The organism is Oerskovia gallyi (assembly GCF_014836745.1).
GTDB classification, from domain to species: Bacteria; Actinomycetota; Actinomycetes; order Actinomycetales; family Cellulomonadaceae; genus Oerskovia; species Oerskovia paurometabola.
On record NZ_JACSQE010000001.1, the window covers coordinates 48,234 to 67,564 of the forward strand.

At 69.8% G+C, this 19,331-nt stretch carries 18 protein-coding genes; 13 read left to right on the plus strand and 5 right to left on the minus strand.

Annotated features, from left to right (window positions below):
* Positions 1 to 40 precede the first annotated feature (40 nt).
* Positions 41 to 790 (minus strand): YggS family pyridoxal phosphate-dependent enzyme, encoded by a 750-nt coding sequence (locus tag H9640_RS00205; RefSeq protein WP_191788747.1) that lies wholly within the window; start codon positions 788 to 790, stop codon positions 41 to 43.
* 137 nt (positions 791 to 927) lie between these two features.
* Here H9640_RS00205 and H9640_RS00210 point away from each other — a divergent pair, with 137 nt between their 5' ends.
* Positions 928 to 1,317, plus strand: a complete 390-nt coding sequence (locus tag H9640_RS00210) for a YccF domain-containing protein (RefSeq protein ID WP_191788748.1) — start codon at positions 928 to 930, stop codon at positions 1,315 to 1,317.
* Positions 1,318 to 1,421: 104 nt separating this feature from the next.
* The gene (locus H9640_RS00215) at positions 1,422 to 2,144 is read left to right on the plus strand and encodes an alpha/beta hydrolase (RefSeq protein ID WP_191788749.1); all 723 of its coding nucleotides are present in this window, start codon (positions 1,422 to 1,424) and stop codon (positions 2,142 to 2,144) included.
* 57 nt (positions 2,145 to 2,201) lie between these two features.
* On the opposite strand, the gene H9640_RS00220 is transcribed toward H9640_RS00215, so the two are convergent.
* The 4 genes from H9640_RS00220 to H9640_RS00235 all read right to left on the minus strand — a co-directional run bounded on the left by H9640_RS00220 (position 2,202) and on the right by H9640_RS00235 (position 4,614).
* The gene (locus H9640_RS00220; RefSeq protein WP_191788750.1) at positions 2,202 to 3,029 is read right to left on the minus strand and encodes an alpha/beta fold hydrolase; all 828 of its coding nucleotides are present in this window, start codon (positions 3,027 to 3,029) and stop codon (positions 2,202 to 2,204) included.
* 207 nt (positions 3,030 to 3,236) lie between these two features.
* Positions 3,237 to 3,905, minus strand: coding sequence for a hypothetical protein (locus tag H9640_RS00225; RefSeq protein WP_191788751.1), 669 nt, complete (start codon positions 3,903 to 3,905; stop codon positions 3,237 to 3,239).
* Between the two features lie 70 nt (positions 3,906 to 3,975).
* A complete protein-coding gene (locus H9640_RS00230; RefSeq protein WP_191788752.1) occupies positions 3,976 to 4,329 on the minus strand; it encodes a hypothetical protein in 354 nt (117 codons plus the stop codon).
* Positions 4,330 to 4,335: 6 nt separating this feature from the next.
* The gene (locus H9640_RS00235) at positions 4,336 to 4,614 is read right to left on the minus strand and encodes a DUF3892 domain-containing protein (RefSeq protein WP_191788753.1); all 279 of its coding nucleotides are present in this window, start codon (positions 4,612 to 4,614) and stop codon (positions 4,336 to 4,338) included.
* Between the two features lie 194 nt (positions 4,615 to 4,808).
* Between H9640_RS00235 and H9640_RS00240 the strand changes: the two genes are divergently transcribed.
* The 11 genes from H9640_RS00240 (at position 4,809) to H9640_RS00290 (ending at position 19,297) form a co-directional block, all read left to right on the plus strand.
* Complete coding sequence (locus H9640_RS00240) at positions 4,809 to 6,848, plus strand: DNA methyltransferase family protein (RefSeq protein WP_191788754.1); 2,040 nt, start codon at positions 4,809 to 4,811, stop codon at positions 6,846 to 6,848.
* A gap of 112 nt (positions 6,849 to 6,960) precedes the next feature.
* Positions 6,961 to 8,541, plus strand: a complete 1,581-nt coding sequence (locus H9640_RS00245) for a class I SAM-dependent DNA methyltransferase (protein WP_191788755.1) — start codon at positions 6,961 to 6,963, stop codon at positions 8,539 to 8,541.
* Entirely contained in the window at positions 8,534 to 9,727 is a 1,194-nt protein-coding gene (locus H9640_RS00250; protein ID WP_191788756.1) for a restriction endonuclease subunit S, read from the plus strand. The genes H9640_RS00245 and H9640_RS00250 overlap by 8 nt, the downstream gene beginning before the upstream one ends.
* A gap of 362 nt (positions 9,728 to 10,089) precedes the next feature.
* Positions 10,090 to 10,608: a DUF6011 domain-containing protein gene (locus tag H9640_RS00255; protein WP_191788757.1), complete on the plus strand. Its 519-nt coding sequence runs from the start codon at positions 10,090 to 10,092 to the stop codon at positions 10,606 to 10,608.
* A 110-nt stretch (positions 10,609 to 10,718) separates the two neighbouring features.
* Entirely contained in the window at positions 10,719 to 11,735 is a 1,017-nt protein-coding gene (locus H9640_RS00260) for a TY-Chap2 family putative peptide chaperone (RefSeq protein ID WP_404821875.1), read from the plus strand.
* A 384-nt stretch (positions 11,736 to 12,119) separates the two neighbouring features.
* Entirely contained in the window at positions 12,120 to 12,572 is a 453-nt protein-coding gene (locus H9640_RS00265) for a hypothetical protein (RefSeq protein ID WP_191788759.1), read from the plus strand.
* Positions 12,572 to 12,760, plus strand: a complete 189-nt coding sequence (locus tag H9640_RS00270) for a hypothetical protein (protein ID WP_191789170.1) — start codon at positions 12,572 to 12,574, stop codon at positions 12,758 to 12,760. Before H9640_RS00265 ends, H9640_RS00270 begins: the two co-directional genes overlap by 1 nt.
* Before the next feature lie 41 nt (positions 12,761 to 12,801).
* Positions 12,802 to 13,554 carry a helix-turn-helix transcriptional regulator gene (locus H9640_RS00275; RefSeq protein ID WP_191788760.1) on the plus strand — a complete coding sequence of 251 codons (753 nt, stop codon included), beginning with the start codon at positions 12,802 to 12,804 and terminating at the stop codon, positions 13,552 to 13,554.
* A gap of 68 nt (positions 13,555 to 13,622) precedes the next feature.
* Positions 13,623 to 14,417, plus strand: coding sequence for a hypothetical protein (locus H9640_RS00280; protein ID WP_191788761.1), 795 nt, complete (start codon positions 13,623 to 13,625; stop codon positions 14,415 to 14,417).
* A 165-nt stretch (positions 14,418 to 14,582) separates the two neighbouring features.
* Positions 14,583 to 17,843: a type I restriction endonuclease subunit R gene (locus H9640_RS00285; RefSeq protein ID WP_191788762.1), complete on the plus strand. Its 3,261-nt coding sequence runs from the start codon at positions 14,583 to 14,585 to the stop codon at positions 17,841 to 17,843.
* Positions 17,840 to 19,297, plus strand: coding sequence for a phospholipase D-like domain-containing protein (locus H9640_RS00290; protein WP_191788763.1), 1,458 nt, complete (start codon positions 17,840 to 17,842; stop codon positions 19,295 to 19,297). Before H9640_RS00285 ends, H9640_RS00290 begins: the two co-directional genes overlap by 4 nt.
* The last annotated feature ends 34 nt before the right edge of the window (positions 19,298 to 19,331 follow it).

The window sequence follows — 19,331 nt, forward strand, 5'->3', positions numbered from 1 at the left end:
CTTCCGCCGCCGCGGTGCCCGACGGGCGGGCAGGCGCGCCTCAGCCGACCGGGGGGCGCGCCCCGAACACCGCGGTCCCCACGCGCACGATCGTCGCTCCCTCGGCGATCGCCGCCTCGAGGTCTCCGCTCATACCCATCGACAGCTCGCGCGCCTCTCCCGTCCCCGGGGCGCCGCTCGCGAGCACCTCGTCACGTATCCGGCGCAGCCGCTCGAACCCGGCGCGCACCAGCGCGGTGTCGGGAGAGTTCGCCCCGATCGTCATGAACCCCGTGAGGCGAAGACCCTCCAGGGCGGCGACCTGACGGGAGAGGAGCGCGGCGTCGTCGGGCCCCACCCCCGCCTTGGACTCCTCTCCCGACACGTTGACCTGGACCATGACGTCGAGCGTGCGGCCCTCGCGCGCGCAGCGGCTCGCGAGCGCCTCCGCGAGCGCGAGCGAGTCGATCGACTCGACACCCGTGGCCGTCGCGAGGACCTGGTTGACCTTGTTGCGCTGCAGGTGCCCGATCATGTGGACCCGCACCGAGCCGTCCGCGACCAGGTCGGCGAGGTCGGGTGCCTTGGCGACGAGCTCCTGGACGCGGTTCTCGCCGATCAGCGTCGCGCCCGCGGCGACGACCGCGCGCACCGCCGCGGGGCCTTGCGTCTTGGTCGCCACGAGCAGCTGCACCTCGTCGGGTGCCCGGCCGGCGGCGAGCGCCGCCGCGTCGATGCGGGCGTGGACCGCGGCGTAGCGGTCGGCGACGGTGCGGAGCGTGTCGAGGGGGGCGTCGTGGGGGGAAGGCACGGGAGCAGTCTAGTTTCGGGGCCCGTCGCCCGGGCCGCGGCGTCCCGTGCCCGACGGCGTCCCGCACCAGCGGCGCACGGCCGGCCGGCGGGGGACCGGGTTGGGCTGCGGCGTCGACCGTGGGGGAGAATCGGGGCATGAACACGATCCTGAACGTCATCTGGCTGATCTTCGCGGGCCTGTGGCTCGCGATCGGGTACGTCGTGGCGGGGATCGTCTGCTGCGTCCTGATCGTCACCATCCCGTTCGGGATCGCGAGCTTCCGCATCGCGGGCTACGCGCTGTGGCCCTTCGGGCGCACGGTCGTCGACAAGCCCACGGCCGGGGCGTTCTCCACGATCGGCAACGTGATCTGGGTGATCGTCGCGGGGATCTGGCTCGCGATCGGGCACGTGGTCACCTCGATCCCGCTGTTCGTCTCGATCATCGGCATCCCGCTGGGCATCGCGAACCTCAAGATGATCCCGATCTCGCTGCTGCCGCTCGGCAAGCAGATCGTGCCGACGAACGCGCGCTTCGGCGCCTGACGCGTCAGGATCGGGTGGGGGCCGCCGAGGGCGACCCTGACGGATGCCGAGGGTGGCCGCAACCGACGCCGACGGTGACCGCACGTGACGACGACAGGGGAGCCATGCGCGACGGGATCCGGGACGTGGGCCCGCGTCTGGGGCTGAGCCTGCGACGGACCTGGTGGCGCGTCCGGGACTACGCCTGCGTGCTGCGCTGGCAGGCGACCGGTCTCGTGTCCCGGGTGGGTCCCGACGACCTCCGCCACCCCGACCGGCCTGTCGGGCCACCCGTCGTCCTCGTGCCCGGGGTGTACGAGTCCTGGCACTTCCTCCTGCCGCTGGCCACCCTGCTGCACGACCACGGGGTCGCAGTCCACGTCCTCCCAGAGCTCCGGGACAACCGGCGCCCCGTCGCGGACGGAGCCGTCCTCCTCGCGCGGTACCTCCGGGAGCAGGACCTGCACGACGTCGTCGTCGTCGCGCACAGCAAGGGCGGGCTCATCGGCAAGCTCGCCATGGTGCGCGAGAGCCCGGGCCGGATCGCGTCGATGATCGCGATCAACACGCCGTTCGCGGGCTCCGTCTACGCGCGCTGGTTCGTCGCGCCGGCCGTCCGGGCGTTCATCCCGAGCGACGCGACGATCGTGGCCCTGGCGGCCGAGCGCGCCGTCAACGCACGCATCACCTCGGTGCACAGCCGCTGGGACCCGCACATCCCCGCCGGCAGCACGCTCGACGGCGCGCACGACGTCGTCCTCGACACCCCCGGGCACTTCCGGCCGCTCGCCGACCCACGACTCCACGCGCTCCTGGTCGAGCAGATCGTCGGGCCGCGTCCGACCTGACGTCCTGATGTCCTGGCTGCCGACGTCGACGTCGACGTGCCGACGGTGTCAGCCTGGCTAGCTGCGCGGCAGCTGCAGGACGCGCGTCAGGCCGGGGGAGTCCGGGTCGTCGACGATCTCCACCCCGTCGAGCCACGACCCGATCACGTGCGCGAGCTCGCCGGGATGGCTGAAGTTGATCGCGTGCGCGGCGCCCTCGATGAGGGCGACCGTGGTCAGGTCCCCCGCCAGTCGGCCGACCTCCCGGACCCGTGCAGGTGGTGGCATGAGCGGGTCTCTGCTCCCGACGACGGCGAGCGTCGGCACCGTCGAGGTGATGATGCGCTCCAGCGAGGGGAAGCGGGTGAGCTCGCTGAACAGGTTGAACGTGTTGACGGGCCCGAACCGCAGGTAGTCCGGGACCGCGAGCCGTGCCATCCTCGGGCTCTCGCGGGGACCGTCGAGCGCGAGCTGGCCGACGGCGCGTGCGAGCCCCTGGTTGTGGCGGCCCCCGGCGGGCGACACGAGCACCATACGGTCCACCCGTTCCGGCGCGCTGTGCGCGATCTCGAGGCTGACCGGGCAGCCCATCGAGTTGCCCACCAGCACGACCTTCTCGAGTCCCAGGGCGTCGAAGATGCGGATCAGGGCGTGCGCGAGCCCAGGGATGCCGAGGGTGTAGTCCCACCGTTCGCTCCGGCCGTGCCCCGGCAGGTCGGGGACGAGGTTCGTGGCCCGTGCGGCCAAGGCCTCGGCCGTGGGCAGGAGGGACGAGCCGGAGATCCCGAAGCCGTGCACGTGGACGATCGGCAGGGCGTCGGGGACCTCGGGACTGCGCCGGTAGAACACGCGGTGCCCGTCGATCTCCGCCGTGTCCTCGGTCCATCCGGCGGTGTTCGCGGCCATGAGCCGATCGTGGCACTGCGGGTCCGGTGGGGCCACCGGTGCGGTGATGCTGCTGGTCGTCACCAGGGTGGTCGAGGGGTGGTGGCGAGTCGGGACGCCCACTCCCGCCGTCGTCGAAGAGCGCCATCACGCGGAACGCGCCGCGAGCCGGGGAGGCGCGAACTCTTCGCGACGACCGCGCCACCCCGTCTCGGTCGACACTCAGACCTAGCGTGCGGTGAAGAATGCAGGGTCACCCCAGCCCGTGGTCACGGTCCAGAGGCCGGGTGCGCCGGCCGGCACGGCGACGCACGCGTTCCCCTCCGCGACCCCGCCCGCGTAGAGCTCGCCCACGTCCTGGATGTTGTTCGGGATCACCCCGCAGTAGCCCTCGTAGGTGACCGAGTCGTCGCCGACGAACTTCACCGAGAGGTCGAGCCAGGGCGTCCCGGACGTCGCGCCCTGGTAGGTGGCGGTGAGGGGGACGATCCAGTACTCCAGTCCTGCCTCGGGAGGTGAGTTGAACTGGTTCTCCGCACTGATCTCTCCCCACGCCTCGCGTGGCGCGCCCACGACGATCGACCAGTCCTCGTTCGCGACAGCGGTCCCGACGGGGTGGGGGTTGGCGCGGGTGCCGGCCTCGGCAACGGGCGACTCCGGCGGAGCGGCGGGTTCGACAGGAGCGGCACCGGCGTCCGGCGTGGTCGTCGAGGGCTGCTGGGCGGCGGTCTCGCCGGACGCGGTGAGGTCGTCCGAGCTCAGGCTGCAGCCCGTCAGCCCGACGGCGAGACCGAGGGCTGCGGCGGTGAGGGCCAGGCGGCGACGTCGCGAGGCGGGCACGACGGAGGGGCGGTTCGGCAGGGACACGAGTGAGATGGAGCGGTCGACGGTGTTCATGTGATGTCCTTCGTGGAGGTCCGGCGGCGTTCGGCCGCCGAGCGGTCTTGCCTGGCCGGACGGCAGCAGGTCAGAAGCGCGGGAGGCGCCACAGGTGGTCGCTCGTGCGACCGTCGATAGTCGTAGAGAGCGTGCGGCGCCCGTGGTGATCGGTCCGGGCGACGACGTCGGCCTGGTGATGGTTGCGCTCGTCGAAGGTCCGGAAACGTTCGCCGGACCGGATGCGGCGGTGAACTGCGATGACGCTCGTCGCTGTCGTCGGGCCCGTGGTCGTCACCGAGTGGAGGACGGCGACGAGGTGCTCGACCTGCGTTCCCACGTCGCATACGCCGGTGCCGGTGCCGGTGCCGGTGCCGGTGCCCGTGCCGGTGCCGTTGGCGTCGGGCTCGAGCGGCGTGGTGCGAATCGCACGGATGAACGGCATGCGCGGTCAGAAGCGAGGGAGGTTCAGGAGGTTGTTGGTCTCCCGATCGTCAGCGACGGTGGCGAGGTAGCGGGTCCCCGCCGGCGAGACCTTGGCGACGACGTCGGCCTGGGTCTGCTGGGGGCTGAGAGACCGAAACGTGTGCCCTTCGGTGATCCAGGCATGTACCTGTTCACGAGTGGTCGTCGTGAGGGAACCGGTCGGCGTGGTGGACCACCCGACGTGGGTGATGTGCTGGTTCGAGGTGCCGGGGTGGGCGACGTAGACGGAGCGGATGTAGTTCATGATCGTTCCTCTCGTGGTTGGCGGTGATCGATTGAGAGGATCGTGGCGGAGCTGGGCACCCGGCAGCCACGGGCTACGTGATAAGGCTGCTTATCACTGGACAGCATTCCGGGAAGGGAATTCGCGCTACTGTCCTCCCAGCGAGCTCACCCGACGAGCTCGACCACCTACCGGGCTTGCTGAAGGGAGCCGTCGTGCCGTCCGTCCTCGACTCCCTCACGCTGTCCTTGCCGGACGTCGCCGAGCTGGCGCACGTGCAGCGCCCCGTGGTCTCCATGTGGCGCCGGCGGTACGCGAACGCGGCCTTGCCGTTCCCGGAGGCGGTCGTGACCCGCCGCGACCAGCAGCGGTTCCGGGCCTCCGAGGTGACGGCGTGGATCGAGCGCAGCGGACTCGGCCGAAATCCCTCGTTCGCGGCCGACGTCGCGATGCGGGCCGCGCTGGACGAGGTCCCCGGCCTCGATGCGGACGTGGCGCTCGACGGCCTAACGTCGCTGCTCTACCTCAAGGCGCAGACGGGCGAGCTCCTCGGCGCGCTCAGCCGTGCGGAGGTGCTCGACCTCGCGGACGAGGTGGACCCCGACGACCACCTGGCGTACTCGGAGATCGAGGCGCTGGGCGACCGGCTGGGTGTGCTGTGCGAGCTGGCCGACACGGCGGCCGACGCCGCCTACACACCGGCGGGCGCCCTGGAAGCCATCCTGCTCGACCGGCACCGGGCCGGACGCAGGACGCTCACCGAGTCGGCAGCATCGGCTGGAGCCCTCGACGTCGTGGGCCGGATCGTCCTGGCGCTCACGTCCGGGCGCGGGCCGCTCACGCTCGCCAACCCTCATGCCGACTGCGGCGACCTGCTGGTGGCAGCAGCCCGGGCAGGGAGCGACGCGAGCGGTGACCACGACGCCCCGGCCTGCGCCGTACCCGACGTGCGCACGGATCCCGCGACCCGGCTCGCGCGCCGGCGCCTCGGAGTTCTCGGGGCCCGCGTGCTGGACCTCGACGCCGACGACGCCGTGGGCCACGCCGTCTCGCCCGGCGCGACGATCGTGGCGCAGCTTCCGCCCGTCGGCAGCACCCCGTGGTCCGACGACGAGGTCCTGCGCGCGGTCGAGACCCTCGCCGTGCAGCGCGAGCCCGGTCGGTTCGCCGTCGTGCTGGGGCCCGCGGGCGCGCTCGTGGGAGCGGTCGACGGCGAGGCTGAGAAACTCCGGTCCAGCCTGCTGCGCAACGACCAGGTGCGGAGCGTCGTCGAGCTCCCGGCGGGGCTCCTGCCGGGGCGGTCGCGTGAGCGGCTGGCGATCTGGGTCCTGGGCGACCCGCCCGCCGACGTCGGGCTCGCCGAGCAGTGGACGACCGTCTCGGACCTCGTGGGCGAGCGCGTCACCGGGGGAGCGCTCGACGAGGATGTGGTCGACGACCTCGTGACCGACGTCGTCGCCGCCCAAGGGACTCGCAGGGACGTCCAGGGGCACGCCTTCCGCTTCACACGTTTCGCCTACACCTCCTCGCTCGTCGCCTCACGGAGCGACCTCTCGGTGGACTTCCGGCGGCTCCGGGCGGGGCTGCGCGACGACGGCGGCCGTGCGGCCGTGCGTGCGCACGAGCTCGCCACGGGGCTCGGGCTCGCGGGGGCCGAGGCCGTCGTCCCCGGTCCGGGGCGAGACCCGCGCCGCGAGACGCTCCGGTCGGTCGAGGCTCGCGGTGGCGTGCGCAGGATCTCCGGGAACCGGCTGGCCCCGCACGTCGTCGGCGCGATCGGCGAGGTGCCGGTCGTCGGTCCTGCTGAGCTGACCGGTGACGTGATCCTCGGCGAGCGGCGCATGGACCGGCTCACGTTCTCGGCGCTCCCCGCCGCCCGGTACACCGAGCCGGGCGACGTGATCTTCTGTACCGCGCCGTACCCGGCCGCGATGGTCGACCACGTCGGACTGTCCGTGGTGGAGTTCCCGGCGCAGGTGCTGCGCATCGACCGGGCACTAGCCCCCGGCCTCGTCCCGCACGTGCTCGCGGAGGACATCACGTCCCAACGCGCCACCGCCAAGCGGTGGCGCACGTATGAGGTGCGCGAGGTTCCCGAGGACCAGGTGAGCGCTCTCGAGGAGCTGCTCGCCGCCGTCGGGCAGCGCGAAGCCCTGGTGCTCGACGAGGCCCGACGCCTCGCCGAGCTCCGCACGACCCTGACCCGGGGCGTCGCAGACGCCCTCATCCAGCTCCGAACGGTGGACAATGCCTGACGACGCCCCGACCCTGTTCGACGTCCCCACGACCCCGAAGAAAGCAGGACCAGTGCCTCCCCGCACCAAGGCAGCAGCCACGAGCAAGGCGGCTCTCTCAGCTCCTTCGTCAATGAAGGAGCTCAAGGACACGCTGTGGAAGGCCGCGGACAAGCTCCGCGGCTCGATGGACGCCTCGCAGTACAAGGACGTGATCCTGGGGCTCGTGTTCCTCAAGTACGTCTCGGACGCATTCGAGGAGCGTCGCGGCGAGATTCTCGCGGAGCTCGCCGCCGACGGCCTGAGCGAGGAGCAGAGCCAGCAGTTCCTCGAGGACATCGACGAGTACACGAGCCGCGGGGTCTTCTGGATCCCCCTCCAGGCGCGCTGGGGCTACCTCGCGGAGAACGCGAAGGGCCGGCCGGCGGCCATGGGCGAGCCGTTCGCGCCGATCGGGCAGCTGATCGACGACGCCATGGACCACATCATGGGGTCCAACCCGTCGCTCGCGGCCACGCTGCCGCGCATCTTCAACCGCGACAACGTGGACCAGCGACGCCTGGGCGAGCTGCTCGACCTGTTCAACTCGACCCGCTTCACGGGTCAGGGCGCGTCCAAGGCGCGCGACCTGCTGGGCGAGGTGTACGAGTACTTCCTGGAGAAGTTCGCGCGCGCCGAGGGCAAGCGCGGCGGCGAGTTCTACACGCCCGCCGGCGTGGTGCGGGTTCTCGTGGAGGTCCTCGAGCCGTACAGCGGGCGCGTGTACGACCCGGCGTGCGGGTCGGGTGGCATGTTCGTGCAGGCCGAGAAGTTCATCGAGAAGCACGGCGGCAGCCCGCAGGAGATCTCGGTCTACGGCCAGGAGCTCAACGAGCGCACGTGGCGCCTCGCGAAGATGAATCTCGCGATCCACGGCCTCACGGGCAACCTGGGGCCCCGCTGGGGGGACACGTTCGCGCGCGACCAGCACGCGGACACCCAGATGGACTATGTCATGTCCAACCCGCCGTTCAACATCAAGGACTGGTCGCGCTCGGAGTCGGACCCGCGCTGGCGCTTCGGTGTCCCGCCCGTGGGCAATGCGAACTACGCGTGGATCCAGCACATCCTCTCCAAGCTGACGCCCACCGGCTCCGCGGCCGTGGTCATGGCCAACGGGTCCATGTCGTCCAACTCGGGCGGCGAGGGCGAGATCCGCGCGCAGATCGTCGAGGCCGACCTCGTGAGCTGCATGGTCGCGCTGCCGACCCAGCTCTTCCGCTCCACGGGCATCCCCGTGTGCGTCTGGTTCTTCGCCAAGGACAAGACGGCGGGCGCTCGCGGATCGGTCGACCGCACCGGACAGGTGCTGTTCATCGACGCCCGCAACCTCGGGTACATGGTCGACCGCGCCGAGCGTGCGCTGTCCGACGAGGACATCGCCAAGATCGCGGGCACCTACCACGCGTGGCGCGGCACGCCCTCTGCGGTTGCTGCGGGAGCGGCGTACGACGACGAGCTGGGCTTCGCCCGCTCCGTGAGCCTGGCCGAGATCAAGGACGCGGGATACGCGCTCACGCCCGGACGCTACGTCGGTGCAGCCGAGGTCGAGGACGACGGCGAGCCCATCGAGGACAAGATCGCGCGGCTGACGGGCGAGCTGTTCGAGCAGTTCGAGGAGTCGGCGCGGCTCGAGGCCGTGGTGCGGGAGCAGCTGGGGAGGATCGGTGGTTGAGATTGCATTCGGCGAACTGTTCTCGATTCCGCTCAGGAACGGTGTGAGTTATTCTTCGGCGCGGCGCGGGTCGGGTGTTCCAATGGTGAACATGAAGGAGATGTTTGCGCTCGATCGAATTGGCGAGGGCGATTTTGAGTTGGCTCCTCTTAATGACCGCGAGATGGAGACCTGTCTTCTGGTTGAAGGGGATTTGCTCTTTGCTCGCCAGTCCCTGACGTTCGAAGGTGCCGGAAAATGCTCCCTTGTTCTAGGTTCATCGCATGATCGAACCTGGGAGAGTCATCTGATTCGAGTTCGTCTAGACGAGGAGCTCGCGTTATCGTCGTACTACTTCTACTACTTCCGATCTCCCGCAGGGCGTCGCAATATGGAGAGCATTGTTAACCAGGTGGCGGCTGCAGGCATACGAGGGTCTGATCTTGCTCGACTGATTGTGCCGTTGCCGGGTCTTGAGGTTCAGCAAGGAGTTGCCGAGGTGCTGGGTGCGCTCGACGACAAGATTGCGGCCAACACCAAGCTCGCCTCCACGGCCGAGGATCTCGCTCAGGCAATCTATCGCGAGGCGACGCTTGGTGTGAAGATGGTTCCAATGAGTTCACGTTTGGTGCCAGTGCTGGGAGGGACCCCTGCGCGTTCGACCATTGGATTCTGGGGCGGTGACAATCTCTGGATCTCTGCGCGTGATGTCACGGGCGCAGGGCAGTCGGTGATTCTTGACACTGAGGAGAAGATCACAGATCTTGCGATCGCTTCGACCAAGGCGAAGCCGCTGCCTGCCGGTTCGGTCATTCTGACGGCCCGCGGCACCGTCGGTGCGGTCGCGCGGCTGGCGGAGTCGGCGTCCTTCAACCAGTCGTGCTACGGGTTCGTGCCTGGGGCGTTGCCTGCTTCGGTCTTGTACTTTGCCATTCGGGCGGCAACTGACCACGCGAAGGCGCTAGCGCATGGTTCAGTTTTCGACACCATCACGATGAAGACGTTTGATCACCTTTCCGTCCCGGGGCTCGACGCTGACTCGCTCGACGTCCTTGAGGGGGCGATCCGGGGGCTACTCGACGTCGTCGACGCCTCTCAGAAGGAGAACCGCACCCTCGTCGCCACCCGCGACACCCTGCTCCCGCAGCTCATGTCCGGCAAGCTCCGTGTCAAGGATGCCGAGCGCGCCGTCTCCGAGGTCGCCTGACCGCGATCCGCGATGCCGGCGAGGTTCGGCCGCTCAAGATCCTGCCGAGATGCGGCTACCGGGGGTCGTAGCGCCTGATCAGCCCCCGTTGGCCGCATCTCGATCACCGCTCATCTCGACCGACCCCCCCGGAGGCGGCGATGTCGTGGTCGCCCGATCTCCCCTGCCCGCCGCACCCTTCACCCGACAGCAGGAAGTCATGAACCATCACGCCGGCATCACTGACGTGGCGCCCGAGGCAAGTCCCGCCCCCCGCCGGGCCCGATCCCCGAACGGGCCCGGCGCCGTCGGGCCGGAAGCGCTGGCTGCTGCTGGTCGTCGCCCTCCTGGTCGTCGCCCTCGGACTCCTCGGAGGACCCGCCGTGGCGGTCGCCCTGCTCGCGAGCCTCGTCTGGTTCGTGGTGAGCGCTGTCCTCTTCGGCCGACACCTGGACTACCCTCGCCCACGCCGGCCGCATCGCACGGTCGCGAAGCTGGGGCGCGTCCGGCGCGAGCCTCCGCGGCAGATCCCGCTGCTCTCGCGGGTGTGCGTGATCTGTGGCCGGCCGCTGACCAACGGCGAGAGCATGCGAGCCCGGGTCGGCTCGACGTGCATCAAGCGCTACGGTCCGCGCTATGCGTTCCAGGTGAACCCGGACCACGAGGTTTGGACCCTCGAGATCGTTCGCGCGCGGGCCGATCAGGCGGAACGCCAGGCTCGTCTCAACGTCGAGTTCGATCGCGCGACCGCCGCGTACCCAGGACTCGTCGCGGCCTGGGAAGCCGAGAGAGCATCGGAGACCGGGCGCCTCCGACGGGATGCCCGTCGGCGAGCGGCCCCGATGCTCGTCTCCTCGATCGCGGCATGCGTGGCCCCGGTCGCCGCCGTTGCCTTCAGCTGACCCACCACCGGATCGTCGTGTACCGAGAGGACCTGCCATGATCACGTTCCCGCCCATCGTCACCGTCCCGTGGAGGTCCTCCGCGGGACCTGTGCTCGAGGTGGCTTGAGATGCCCCGGGACTCGGTCGTCGACGCCGCAGCATGGCGCCTCCCCGCTGAAGTCGCGCGACGCGTCCCCGGGGGCGCCGTCATCGAGGAAGCGGGCGCCGCAAGAGCGCTCACCGTGAGATCTGGAACCCGTCCGGCAGCGGAGGGTGGCCAGTCGCTGGGCGGCAGCTCCGTGGTGTCGATCGCGCGAGAGGGGCGTCGCGAGGCGCGCACGCACGGTTCGGCCGGGACGGTCCTCGGCCACGAGGCATGGGGGAACCTGGCAGGGAGGGCGGAGGTCGTCCGACTGGCGGCGCTGATCGTCGGCGTGACCACCGGGAAGGCTGCTCCGAGTCATGCACTGCCCACCACCGCCAACACCCTTGTAGCCCGCCTGATAGCGCTCGGTGCGGCGCGGCACGCCCTCACGGACGAGGTCGTGCGGGTGCTTGACATGAGAGGTGACGGTGGGCCCGACTGGCTGTCGCGCCGCGACGACCTGTTGCTGGAGCCCGGGATGGAGTCGGATCGCCCCATCTGGGGGATCGTCGTCGACGGGGCGGTGGTGAGCGCCCTGTACGAGGGTTGGCTCCTGACGCCAGCCGGCGAGACGATCAACCTCTTCGCGAGGTATCGGGCGGGGGCGAGCCTGTCAGATCTGCTCGGGCTGACGATGACTTCGGGACTTGTCGTGGCACGCCCGCCGGGGGTCGTAGATCTCCCCCCGCTGCCGTTCGATCGCACAGCCTGGCTCCCAGCCATCTACTCGTACGAGATGTACTGGCGGACCGCGGCGCTCCACACCGACCTGGTCCATGCGATCGGGGAGCTCGTGCACAACGCGCGTCAGGGGGACCTTCCACCGAGCGTCGGAGTCGACACGCTCCGCGCGATGCTCTTCTACGTCGAGCGGGCTGCACACCAGTTCGGCGAGTGGCGAGATCTTGACCACCGTGCGGCGGCACTGATTGCCGAGCGTCTTCACGCGACGACGACCGGTCGCGTGCGCAGGCTCGCACAAACTTTCGATCGGTCCTGACGAGCAAACGGCTTGACCTTTCCCCTCCTCTCCTGACACCGAACGCCACACCCTCGGACGGGCTGCAGATACCGAAGCCGGGCTGGCTACCCGCTGCCGCGATCCATCTGATCATCCCCTTATCGCGACACTCGTCGCGTCCCCACCCCTGCGCCACAGAGACTGAGCACGGGGTCGAGCCCCTGAACTCCGTTCCACCGTGATCCCAGGAGAAGCCATGACTGACCAGCCCACTGTGCCCAGGCCCGCCGAACTCGCTTTCGGCGAGCCCGCTGCCGACGCTCCGCCGCCCCCGTCGCCGACGCCCAGGCCTGGGCGGCGTCGACGGGAGAGGGGAGCCGCGCCGTCGGGCCGGGGAAGCGACCCGCATGGGTGCTGCCCGTCGTGACGGGAGTGATCGGACTCGTCGTCGGTGCCGGCGGCGTGGCCGCGATCGGCGCGGGGCAGGACGCGGCACAGGAACGCGAGGTGGCAGCGGAAGCGCATGCCGCTCAGGTCTCGGCCGAGACAGCGCACGCAGCTCGCGCGGAGACCCTGACCAAGGCAGTGGGCCTGTGCGGCCAGGCCGGGAGCCAGTGGTTCCTCGTGGCCGACGAAGGACTGTCCTTGACCTTCGACAACAAGGGCAAGGAGGACTACCTCGGCGGAGCAGACTTCCAGGACATCGAATGCGTGCTGGACGTCTTGGAGATGCCTGCCGCCGTCCTCTCCCACATGGGGCAGACGACGTCCATGGACGGGCGCCAGGAGGAGAGCTGGGACGGCATCACGGTCGCCTGGTCCTACCACCCGGACCGCGGGATGGACGGGGTCGTGACGGTGGAGGGGGCGGAGTGATGAGCAACCAGAAGAGCAAGGGCGGCGCCAAGAGCGTGACCGCGAGCGAGGCCCCGCGCAAGGCGGACGCCGAGCAGGCGCTGCGCCGGGAGATGTTCTCCTTCGCCCCCGAGATCCTGGGTATGGCGGCGCCGCTGCCACGGAGGGTGGACGGCAGTGAGCGTGTCGTGCCGAGGACGGACCGATGATGGGTGTTGCGTATCCGCAACAGTAATCTTAGGGTGGGGGCATGGACCTTGCTGAGCGCGTCAATACTCTCCGCCAGGTGAACGGCCTGTCCGTCCGTGACCTTGCGGGGCTCGCAGGTGTCAGCCCGTCGACGATCAGCCGCATCGAGGCGCGCAAGATGGATCCGAGCTTCGACCTCGCCACCACCATCCTGCAGGTCATGGGCATGGACATCGGCGCAGTGGAGACCACCGACGTCGAGGCACTGCGTGCCGCACGGTTCGCCTTGGGGCAGGACGTCGACCTGACCTCCGGTGCGCGGGAGTGGATCGCGCGCTGGTCCCGCATCCGCATCATCGGCCCCGACGGGCGGGCCGCCGTCGGTCGTGAACCGGACGTCGCCTTCCGCGCCGCACGCCTGGCCCGCCTCGCCAACAGGCCTGGCGGTGCTGACTTCGCGCTGGCTGGCCTGGCCGTCGACCTTGCCCAGGCGCTCGGCCGGGCGGGAGCGCCGTACGCGCTCACCGGCGACGCCGCCGCCGACCTGCTCGGCGCGCACGCCACCCAGGCCTGGCCCGTGCTCTACGTCGAGGACGTCCAGCGGGCGCAGGAAGCCCTCGGGCTGATACCGCTCGCCGACGGCGCGCGCGGTCGGCGGATCACCCTCGTCCCCTTCGATGGTCTCAGTGAACTCGGTGCTCGGACGGTGGGTGGCATCACTGTCGCTGCGACCGCACAGGTCGCTATCGACTGCTACGGCGGCCCCGGCCGGATGCCGGACCAGGCAGACCTGCTGCTGGGCCTGCGCGGGTGACGGATCGAGGCGATGGCGGGATCCCTGGTACCGCGAACGAGTGGAGTCGACGCGCTCTGATCAACGCCGTGCGATCGCTCCATCAGCACCGGGCTGGACTGACCGTCGTCGGCGCGCACGCCGTGATCCTTCGCACCCAGGACCTAACGATCGAACCGTCTGCAACCGCAGACGCGGACTTCTCCGTCACGCCTGAGCTCGTGGCCGACACGAGCATCGAAGTGACACTCGTGGGGGAAAGGTACGAGCTGCGGGCCGCTCAAGGATTGCCACCTTCTCGCCCGGGCCAATGGGGGCGTGGGCGGATCATCCAGCCCGACGGGTCCACCTCGTGGACCGAGACGGTCGACCTGCTTGCCGTGCGCGCAATCGCAGGGAACGTGGGCAAGCGCACGCGCGGTGTGCCGGCTCTCTCGCTCGTGCACGGCAAGATGTCGGTCGGGAACGCCGAAGGGGTGGAGCTGTGCTCCTACGACCGGTCCCCCCTGCTCGTCACCGATCTCACCGACCCGTCGGACAGTCTGGAAGTCAACGTCGCAGGATATGGAGCACTGCTGATCGCGAAGGCGTACAAGATCTCTGAACGGCTCGACGGCAACCCCGCCCGCTTGCGCGCCAAGGACTCGGGAGACGTCTGGCGGCTGTTGGAGGCCTGCGACCTCGACCAGGTCCAGGGCGTGCTCGACGAGCACTCCGACCATCCGACGATCGGTCCTGCCGTACAGAAGGGCATCGGCCATCTCCGTCGCGTGATCGCCAGCCCTGTCGTCGTGCAGATGGCGGCGGAGACATACGCCTTCGACCTGACGGTCGACGAGATCGGCGCGACCTTCCACCGAGCAGGATCCATTCTCGGCGATTGATCGCGCGGCGCGTTCCCGCCTCGGCGCCGATATAGCCCTTATCACTTCACCCACCGCGCCCCGCCACGAGACCACCAAGAATGATCCATGGCGCCGATAGGCTCCGGACCAGCACTCCCGTACCAGCGCCGCACCGCAGCGGACGCACCGACCGACGGAGGATCCATGAAGCTCACCGAGGACGCCTGGGAGCAGATAGCCCTCTATGACCTGGGCGAGCTCTACTGGAACGTCCGACACGGAAAGGAGATCGCGCCCGGGGCGAGCGCCGTCGTCGGGCCGGACGGGCAGACCGTCCCCGAGCGTGAGTCGTGGGACGAGCTCCTCATCCCCACACGTCTACGCACCTCGCTGCGGGCTCTCAACCCGGACGTGCCCGGTGAGTTCCTCGACCAGGCGCTCGCCGCGATCGTCGCCCCGACGTCGAACGACGCGATCGCCGAGAACAAGCGCATCCACGACTTCCTGACGCAGGGCTTCCGGGGCATCTCCTACGTCGACGGTGACGGGATCGAGCAGCACCCGACGATCCGCCTCGTGAGCAGCGACCCCTACGAGAACGACTGGCTCGCGGCGAATCAGGTCACGGTCGTACGCGGCGATGTCGAACGGCGCTTCGACATCGTCCTGTACCTCAACGGGATGCCCGTGAGCGTGATCGAGCTCAAGAACGCGGGTACCCGCGCCGCGGACCTCGCCGCAGCGCACGCCCAGGTCTCGACGTACGTGCGCGAGCTCCCGCTGGTCTTCCGTTTCGCGGTCCTGACTGTCATCTCGGACGGCATCACCGCGCGTTACGGCACGCCCTTCACACCCTTCAACCACTTCTCGCCCTGGAACGTCGACGAGGACGGCCGTCCCGTCGACGTGACCGGTCGGCCCGAGGGAGCTCCCGACGACACGGAGCCGGCCACAGCCCTCGAGCTGACCCTCCACGGGCTGTTCGACCAGCTGCGTTTCCTCCAGCTCCTGCACGGGTACGTCGCGTTCGACGCGGGGAGCGAGGGACTGAGCAAGCGCGTCGCCAAGCCCCATCAGTACTTCGCGGTCTCCAAGGCGATCGAGAAGACCATCACCGCGGTCGCGTCCGACGGCAAGGCGGGCGTCGTCTGGCACACCCAGGGCTCGGGCAAGTCCATGGAGATGGAGCTCTACACCAACCAGGTCATGCGCCACCCCCGGCTGCGCAACCCCACCGTCGTGGTGGTGACCGACCGCACCGAGCTCGACGGCCAGCTCTACGAGACCTTCCGGCGCAGCCAGCTGCTGCCCGAGGAACCCCGCCAGATCCGCCGCCGCGAGGAGCTGCGCTCCGAGCTCGCCGGTCGCGTGACCGGCGGCATCTACTTCACGACGCTGCAGAAGTTCGGCCTCTCGCCCGCCGAGAAGCAGGCGGGCACCAAGCACCCCCTGCTGTCCGACCGGCGCAACATCGTCGTCGTCGTCGACGAGGCTCACCGCAGCCACTACGACGACCTCGACGGCTACGCGTGGCACCTCAAGAACGCCCTCCCGCACGCCACGCTCATCGCGTTCACCGGGACGCCCATCAGCACCGCCGAGCGCGACACCCGTGACGTCTTCGGCGAGGACATCGACGTCTACGACCTCTCCCGCGCGGTGCGCGACGGCGCCACCGTCCCCGTGTACTTCGACTCGCGCCTCGTGAAGGTCGACTTCGTCGACGGCGCCGACGAGGTCGCGATCGACGCGGCCGCCGACGAGATGACCACGGGGCTCGACGACGCCGAGCGTCGTCGCATCGAGTCGAGCGTCGCGGTCGTCAACGCGATCTACGGTGCCCCGGCCCGACTGGAGGCGCTCGCGGTCGACCTCGTGGCGCACTGGGAAGGGCGCCGGGCCGCGATGTTCGAGTCGCTCGGCCGTGCGGGTCACGAACGCACCCCGGGCAAGGCGCTGGTCGTCGGCGCGACCCGCGAGATCTGCGCGCGGCTCTACACCGAGATCGTCGCCCTGCGCCCCGACTGGCACTCCGACGACCTGGCCACCGGAAAGATCAAGGTCGTCTACTCGGGGACGCCGTCGGACCGCGCGCCCATCAGTGATCACGTGCGGCGTGACAGCGAGAACGCGGCCGTCAAGCAGCGGCTCAAGGACCCCGACGACGAGCTCGAGATCGTGATCGTCAAGGACATGATGCTGACGGGGTTCGATTCCCCGCCCCTGCACACCCTCTACCTCGACCGGCCCATCAAGGGCGCGCTGCTCATGCAGACGCTTGCCCGCGTCAACCGCACGTTCCGCGGCAAGACCGCAGGCCTGCTGGTCGCCTATGCCCCTGTCGCGGAGAACCTTGCCGCCGCACTGCGCGAGTACTCGCCCCAGGACCAGAAGACTCGCCCCCTCGGACGTCAGGTCGAGGAGGCCGTCGCACTGGCCGAGCTGCTCGTGTCCCAGGTGCGTGCGACGCTCTCCGGGTTCGACTGGCGCTCGCGGCTCGAGCAATCCGGCGACCGCGCATACGTCCTGGCCGTCTACGCAACCGTGAACCACCTGCGTGACCCCGGCACGATCGGCAATCGTCCGCAGGACGTCGAGGACGGGAGCGACACCCTCGGAGCGAGCTTCCGCCGCCAGGCGGGCCAGCTGCACAGGGCCTGGGCCCTGGCCGGGGGAGCGGACCACCTCTCCGACATCGCTGACGACGTGCGGTTCTTCGAGGAGGTGCGCATCTGGATGGGAAAGTTCGACGCCGAGGACCGGCAGGCGCGCGGTGAGGCGATCCCTGACGACGTCCAGCGCATGCTGAACCAGCTCGTCGCCGAGAGCGTCGACTCGGGCGAGGTGCTCGACATCTACCAGGCGGCCGGCATGGAGTCGCCGCGCATCGACGAGATCGATACGTCGTTCCTCGCGACGGCCACGCATGCCGAGAACCCGCACCTCGCGATCGAGGCGCTGCGCAAGGTGATCCAGGAGGAGTCGCGCGCCGCGACCCGCAACAACCTGGTGCGCCAGCGCGCCTTCTCCGACCGGCTCAACGAGCTCATGACGCGGTACACCAACTCCAACCTCACGTCCGCCGAGGTGATCGCAGCCCTCATCGAGATGGCGCACGAGGTCTCGGCCGAAGGCGGGCGTGGCGCTCTCTTCTCGCCGCCGCTCAACAGTGACGAGCTCGCGTTCTACGACGCAGTCGCGACGAACGAGTCGGCGGTCGAGGTCCAGGGGGACGGTGTCCTCGCTGACATCGCCCGTGAGCTCCTCGCGGTCCTGCGACGCGACGTGCGCACCGACTGGACCGTGCGCGAGGACGTGCGCGCCAAGCTGCGCTCCTCGATCAAGCGGCTCCTCGTCAAGCACGGCTACCCGCCGGACAAGCAGCCCGGAGCGATCAAGCTCGTCATGGAACAGATGGAGTCGATGGCCCCGCGCTACGCGGAGCGCGAGGAGGGGGCGGCGTGATCGAGCTCGTGTCGGAGAAGGTCTGGGAGTCGCTGCGCACGGTGACGTGGCCCGGGCCGGTGCGTGCCGCGATCGCCTACGTGGGACGTGAGGCTCCGGAGCTGCTACCTCTGGGGGCGGGGGACACGCTGGTGCTCGACGGGTCCGACGAGTCGCTCGCCGGTGGTACCACGAACCCCGCAGCGCTCCAGGTGCTGTTCGACCGTGGTGTGATCCTGGTGTCGGTCGCCCGGCTGCACGCCAAGTTGATCGTCGCCGGGTCCGAGGCGGCCGGTGAGCGCAAGACCCTTGTCGGATCGGCCAACGCCTCCGAGCGCTCGCGCACGGCGCTGCGTGAGGCGTCGCTCCTGACCGATGACGTCGAGGTCGCCGCGCAGGCGGACCTCCAGATCGACGAGTGGTCCGGGGATCCGGAAGCGGAGTGGGTGGACCAGGAGTGGATCGAGCGCGCGACGACGATCTACAGGCCGCGCAGCGTCCCACCGCCTCCGCGTCCGGCCGGACTCCCGCGTGAGTCGCACCGGCGTCTGTGGATCGCGCCATGGACGGCTGACGACTCCCCCGCGTCACCGGCCGAGGAGGCGGCGATCGAGCACTTCGCGTCGCGCTTCACCGACCTGAGCGTCGAGAGCTATCGGCTGAGCGAAGGGGACGTCTTCGTGCGGCCTGGCGACGAGCTGCTGCTCTTCGCGGTCAAGGACGGTCAGGAGGAGCCGCACGGAAACCGCCGGTCATGGCCGGTCTCCCGAGTGGTGCGGGTCGTGAACGAGGTGGGCGATCCCGCTCACGCGGCGATCTGTGTCGGCCCCTTCGAAGGCCCCTCGATGACGTACTCCGAGGTCCGCAGAGTGGTGCACGCCGAGGGTGAGGAGTTCTATGCTTCGGGGCCGCTGACGACCCGTGCTGCCGAGACCGTACGGCGAGCCCTCGCGGAGACCGCGCGTCGTGCAGCCGAGGTGGAGGTCGACGCCCTTCGGGAGCGGCCGATCAGCTGTCCTCGGTGCGAGGCAAGGTTGCGTCTCGTCCTTCGAGGAATGCCCCCTGGCCCTCCGGACCCCGACGTCTACGTGCTGGGTGGCTGCGTGGTCGGGCCGGGGTCGCAACCTACTCACGCCTGCTCCGCTTGCGGGTGGGAAGGGACTCGCCGCGACTGGGATCCCGATCACGTGCGGGGGATCGCGTCGCTCGACGAGCTGTTCGCTGTGCTCGAGGCAGCCGACCTGGAGTCTCTCGCGGACAGGGTCACGGACGACCTCGACCACGAGCCGGTCGGTCTCGACGTGCACGAGGACTCCGACGGCAGCGCGATCGGGGTCGAGGTGATCCTCGGTGGTACCAGCGTCCTCCTCGAGTTCCCCTTCAGCAACGTCGACTTCTGGGACACCTGGGACGGCCTGCACAACAGCTGGCAGCTGCGGACGGACGAGCAGGAGCGCGAGCTCGACGAGGCGTGAACCGGCGGAGCGCACCCTGGCAAGGAGATCCGCC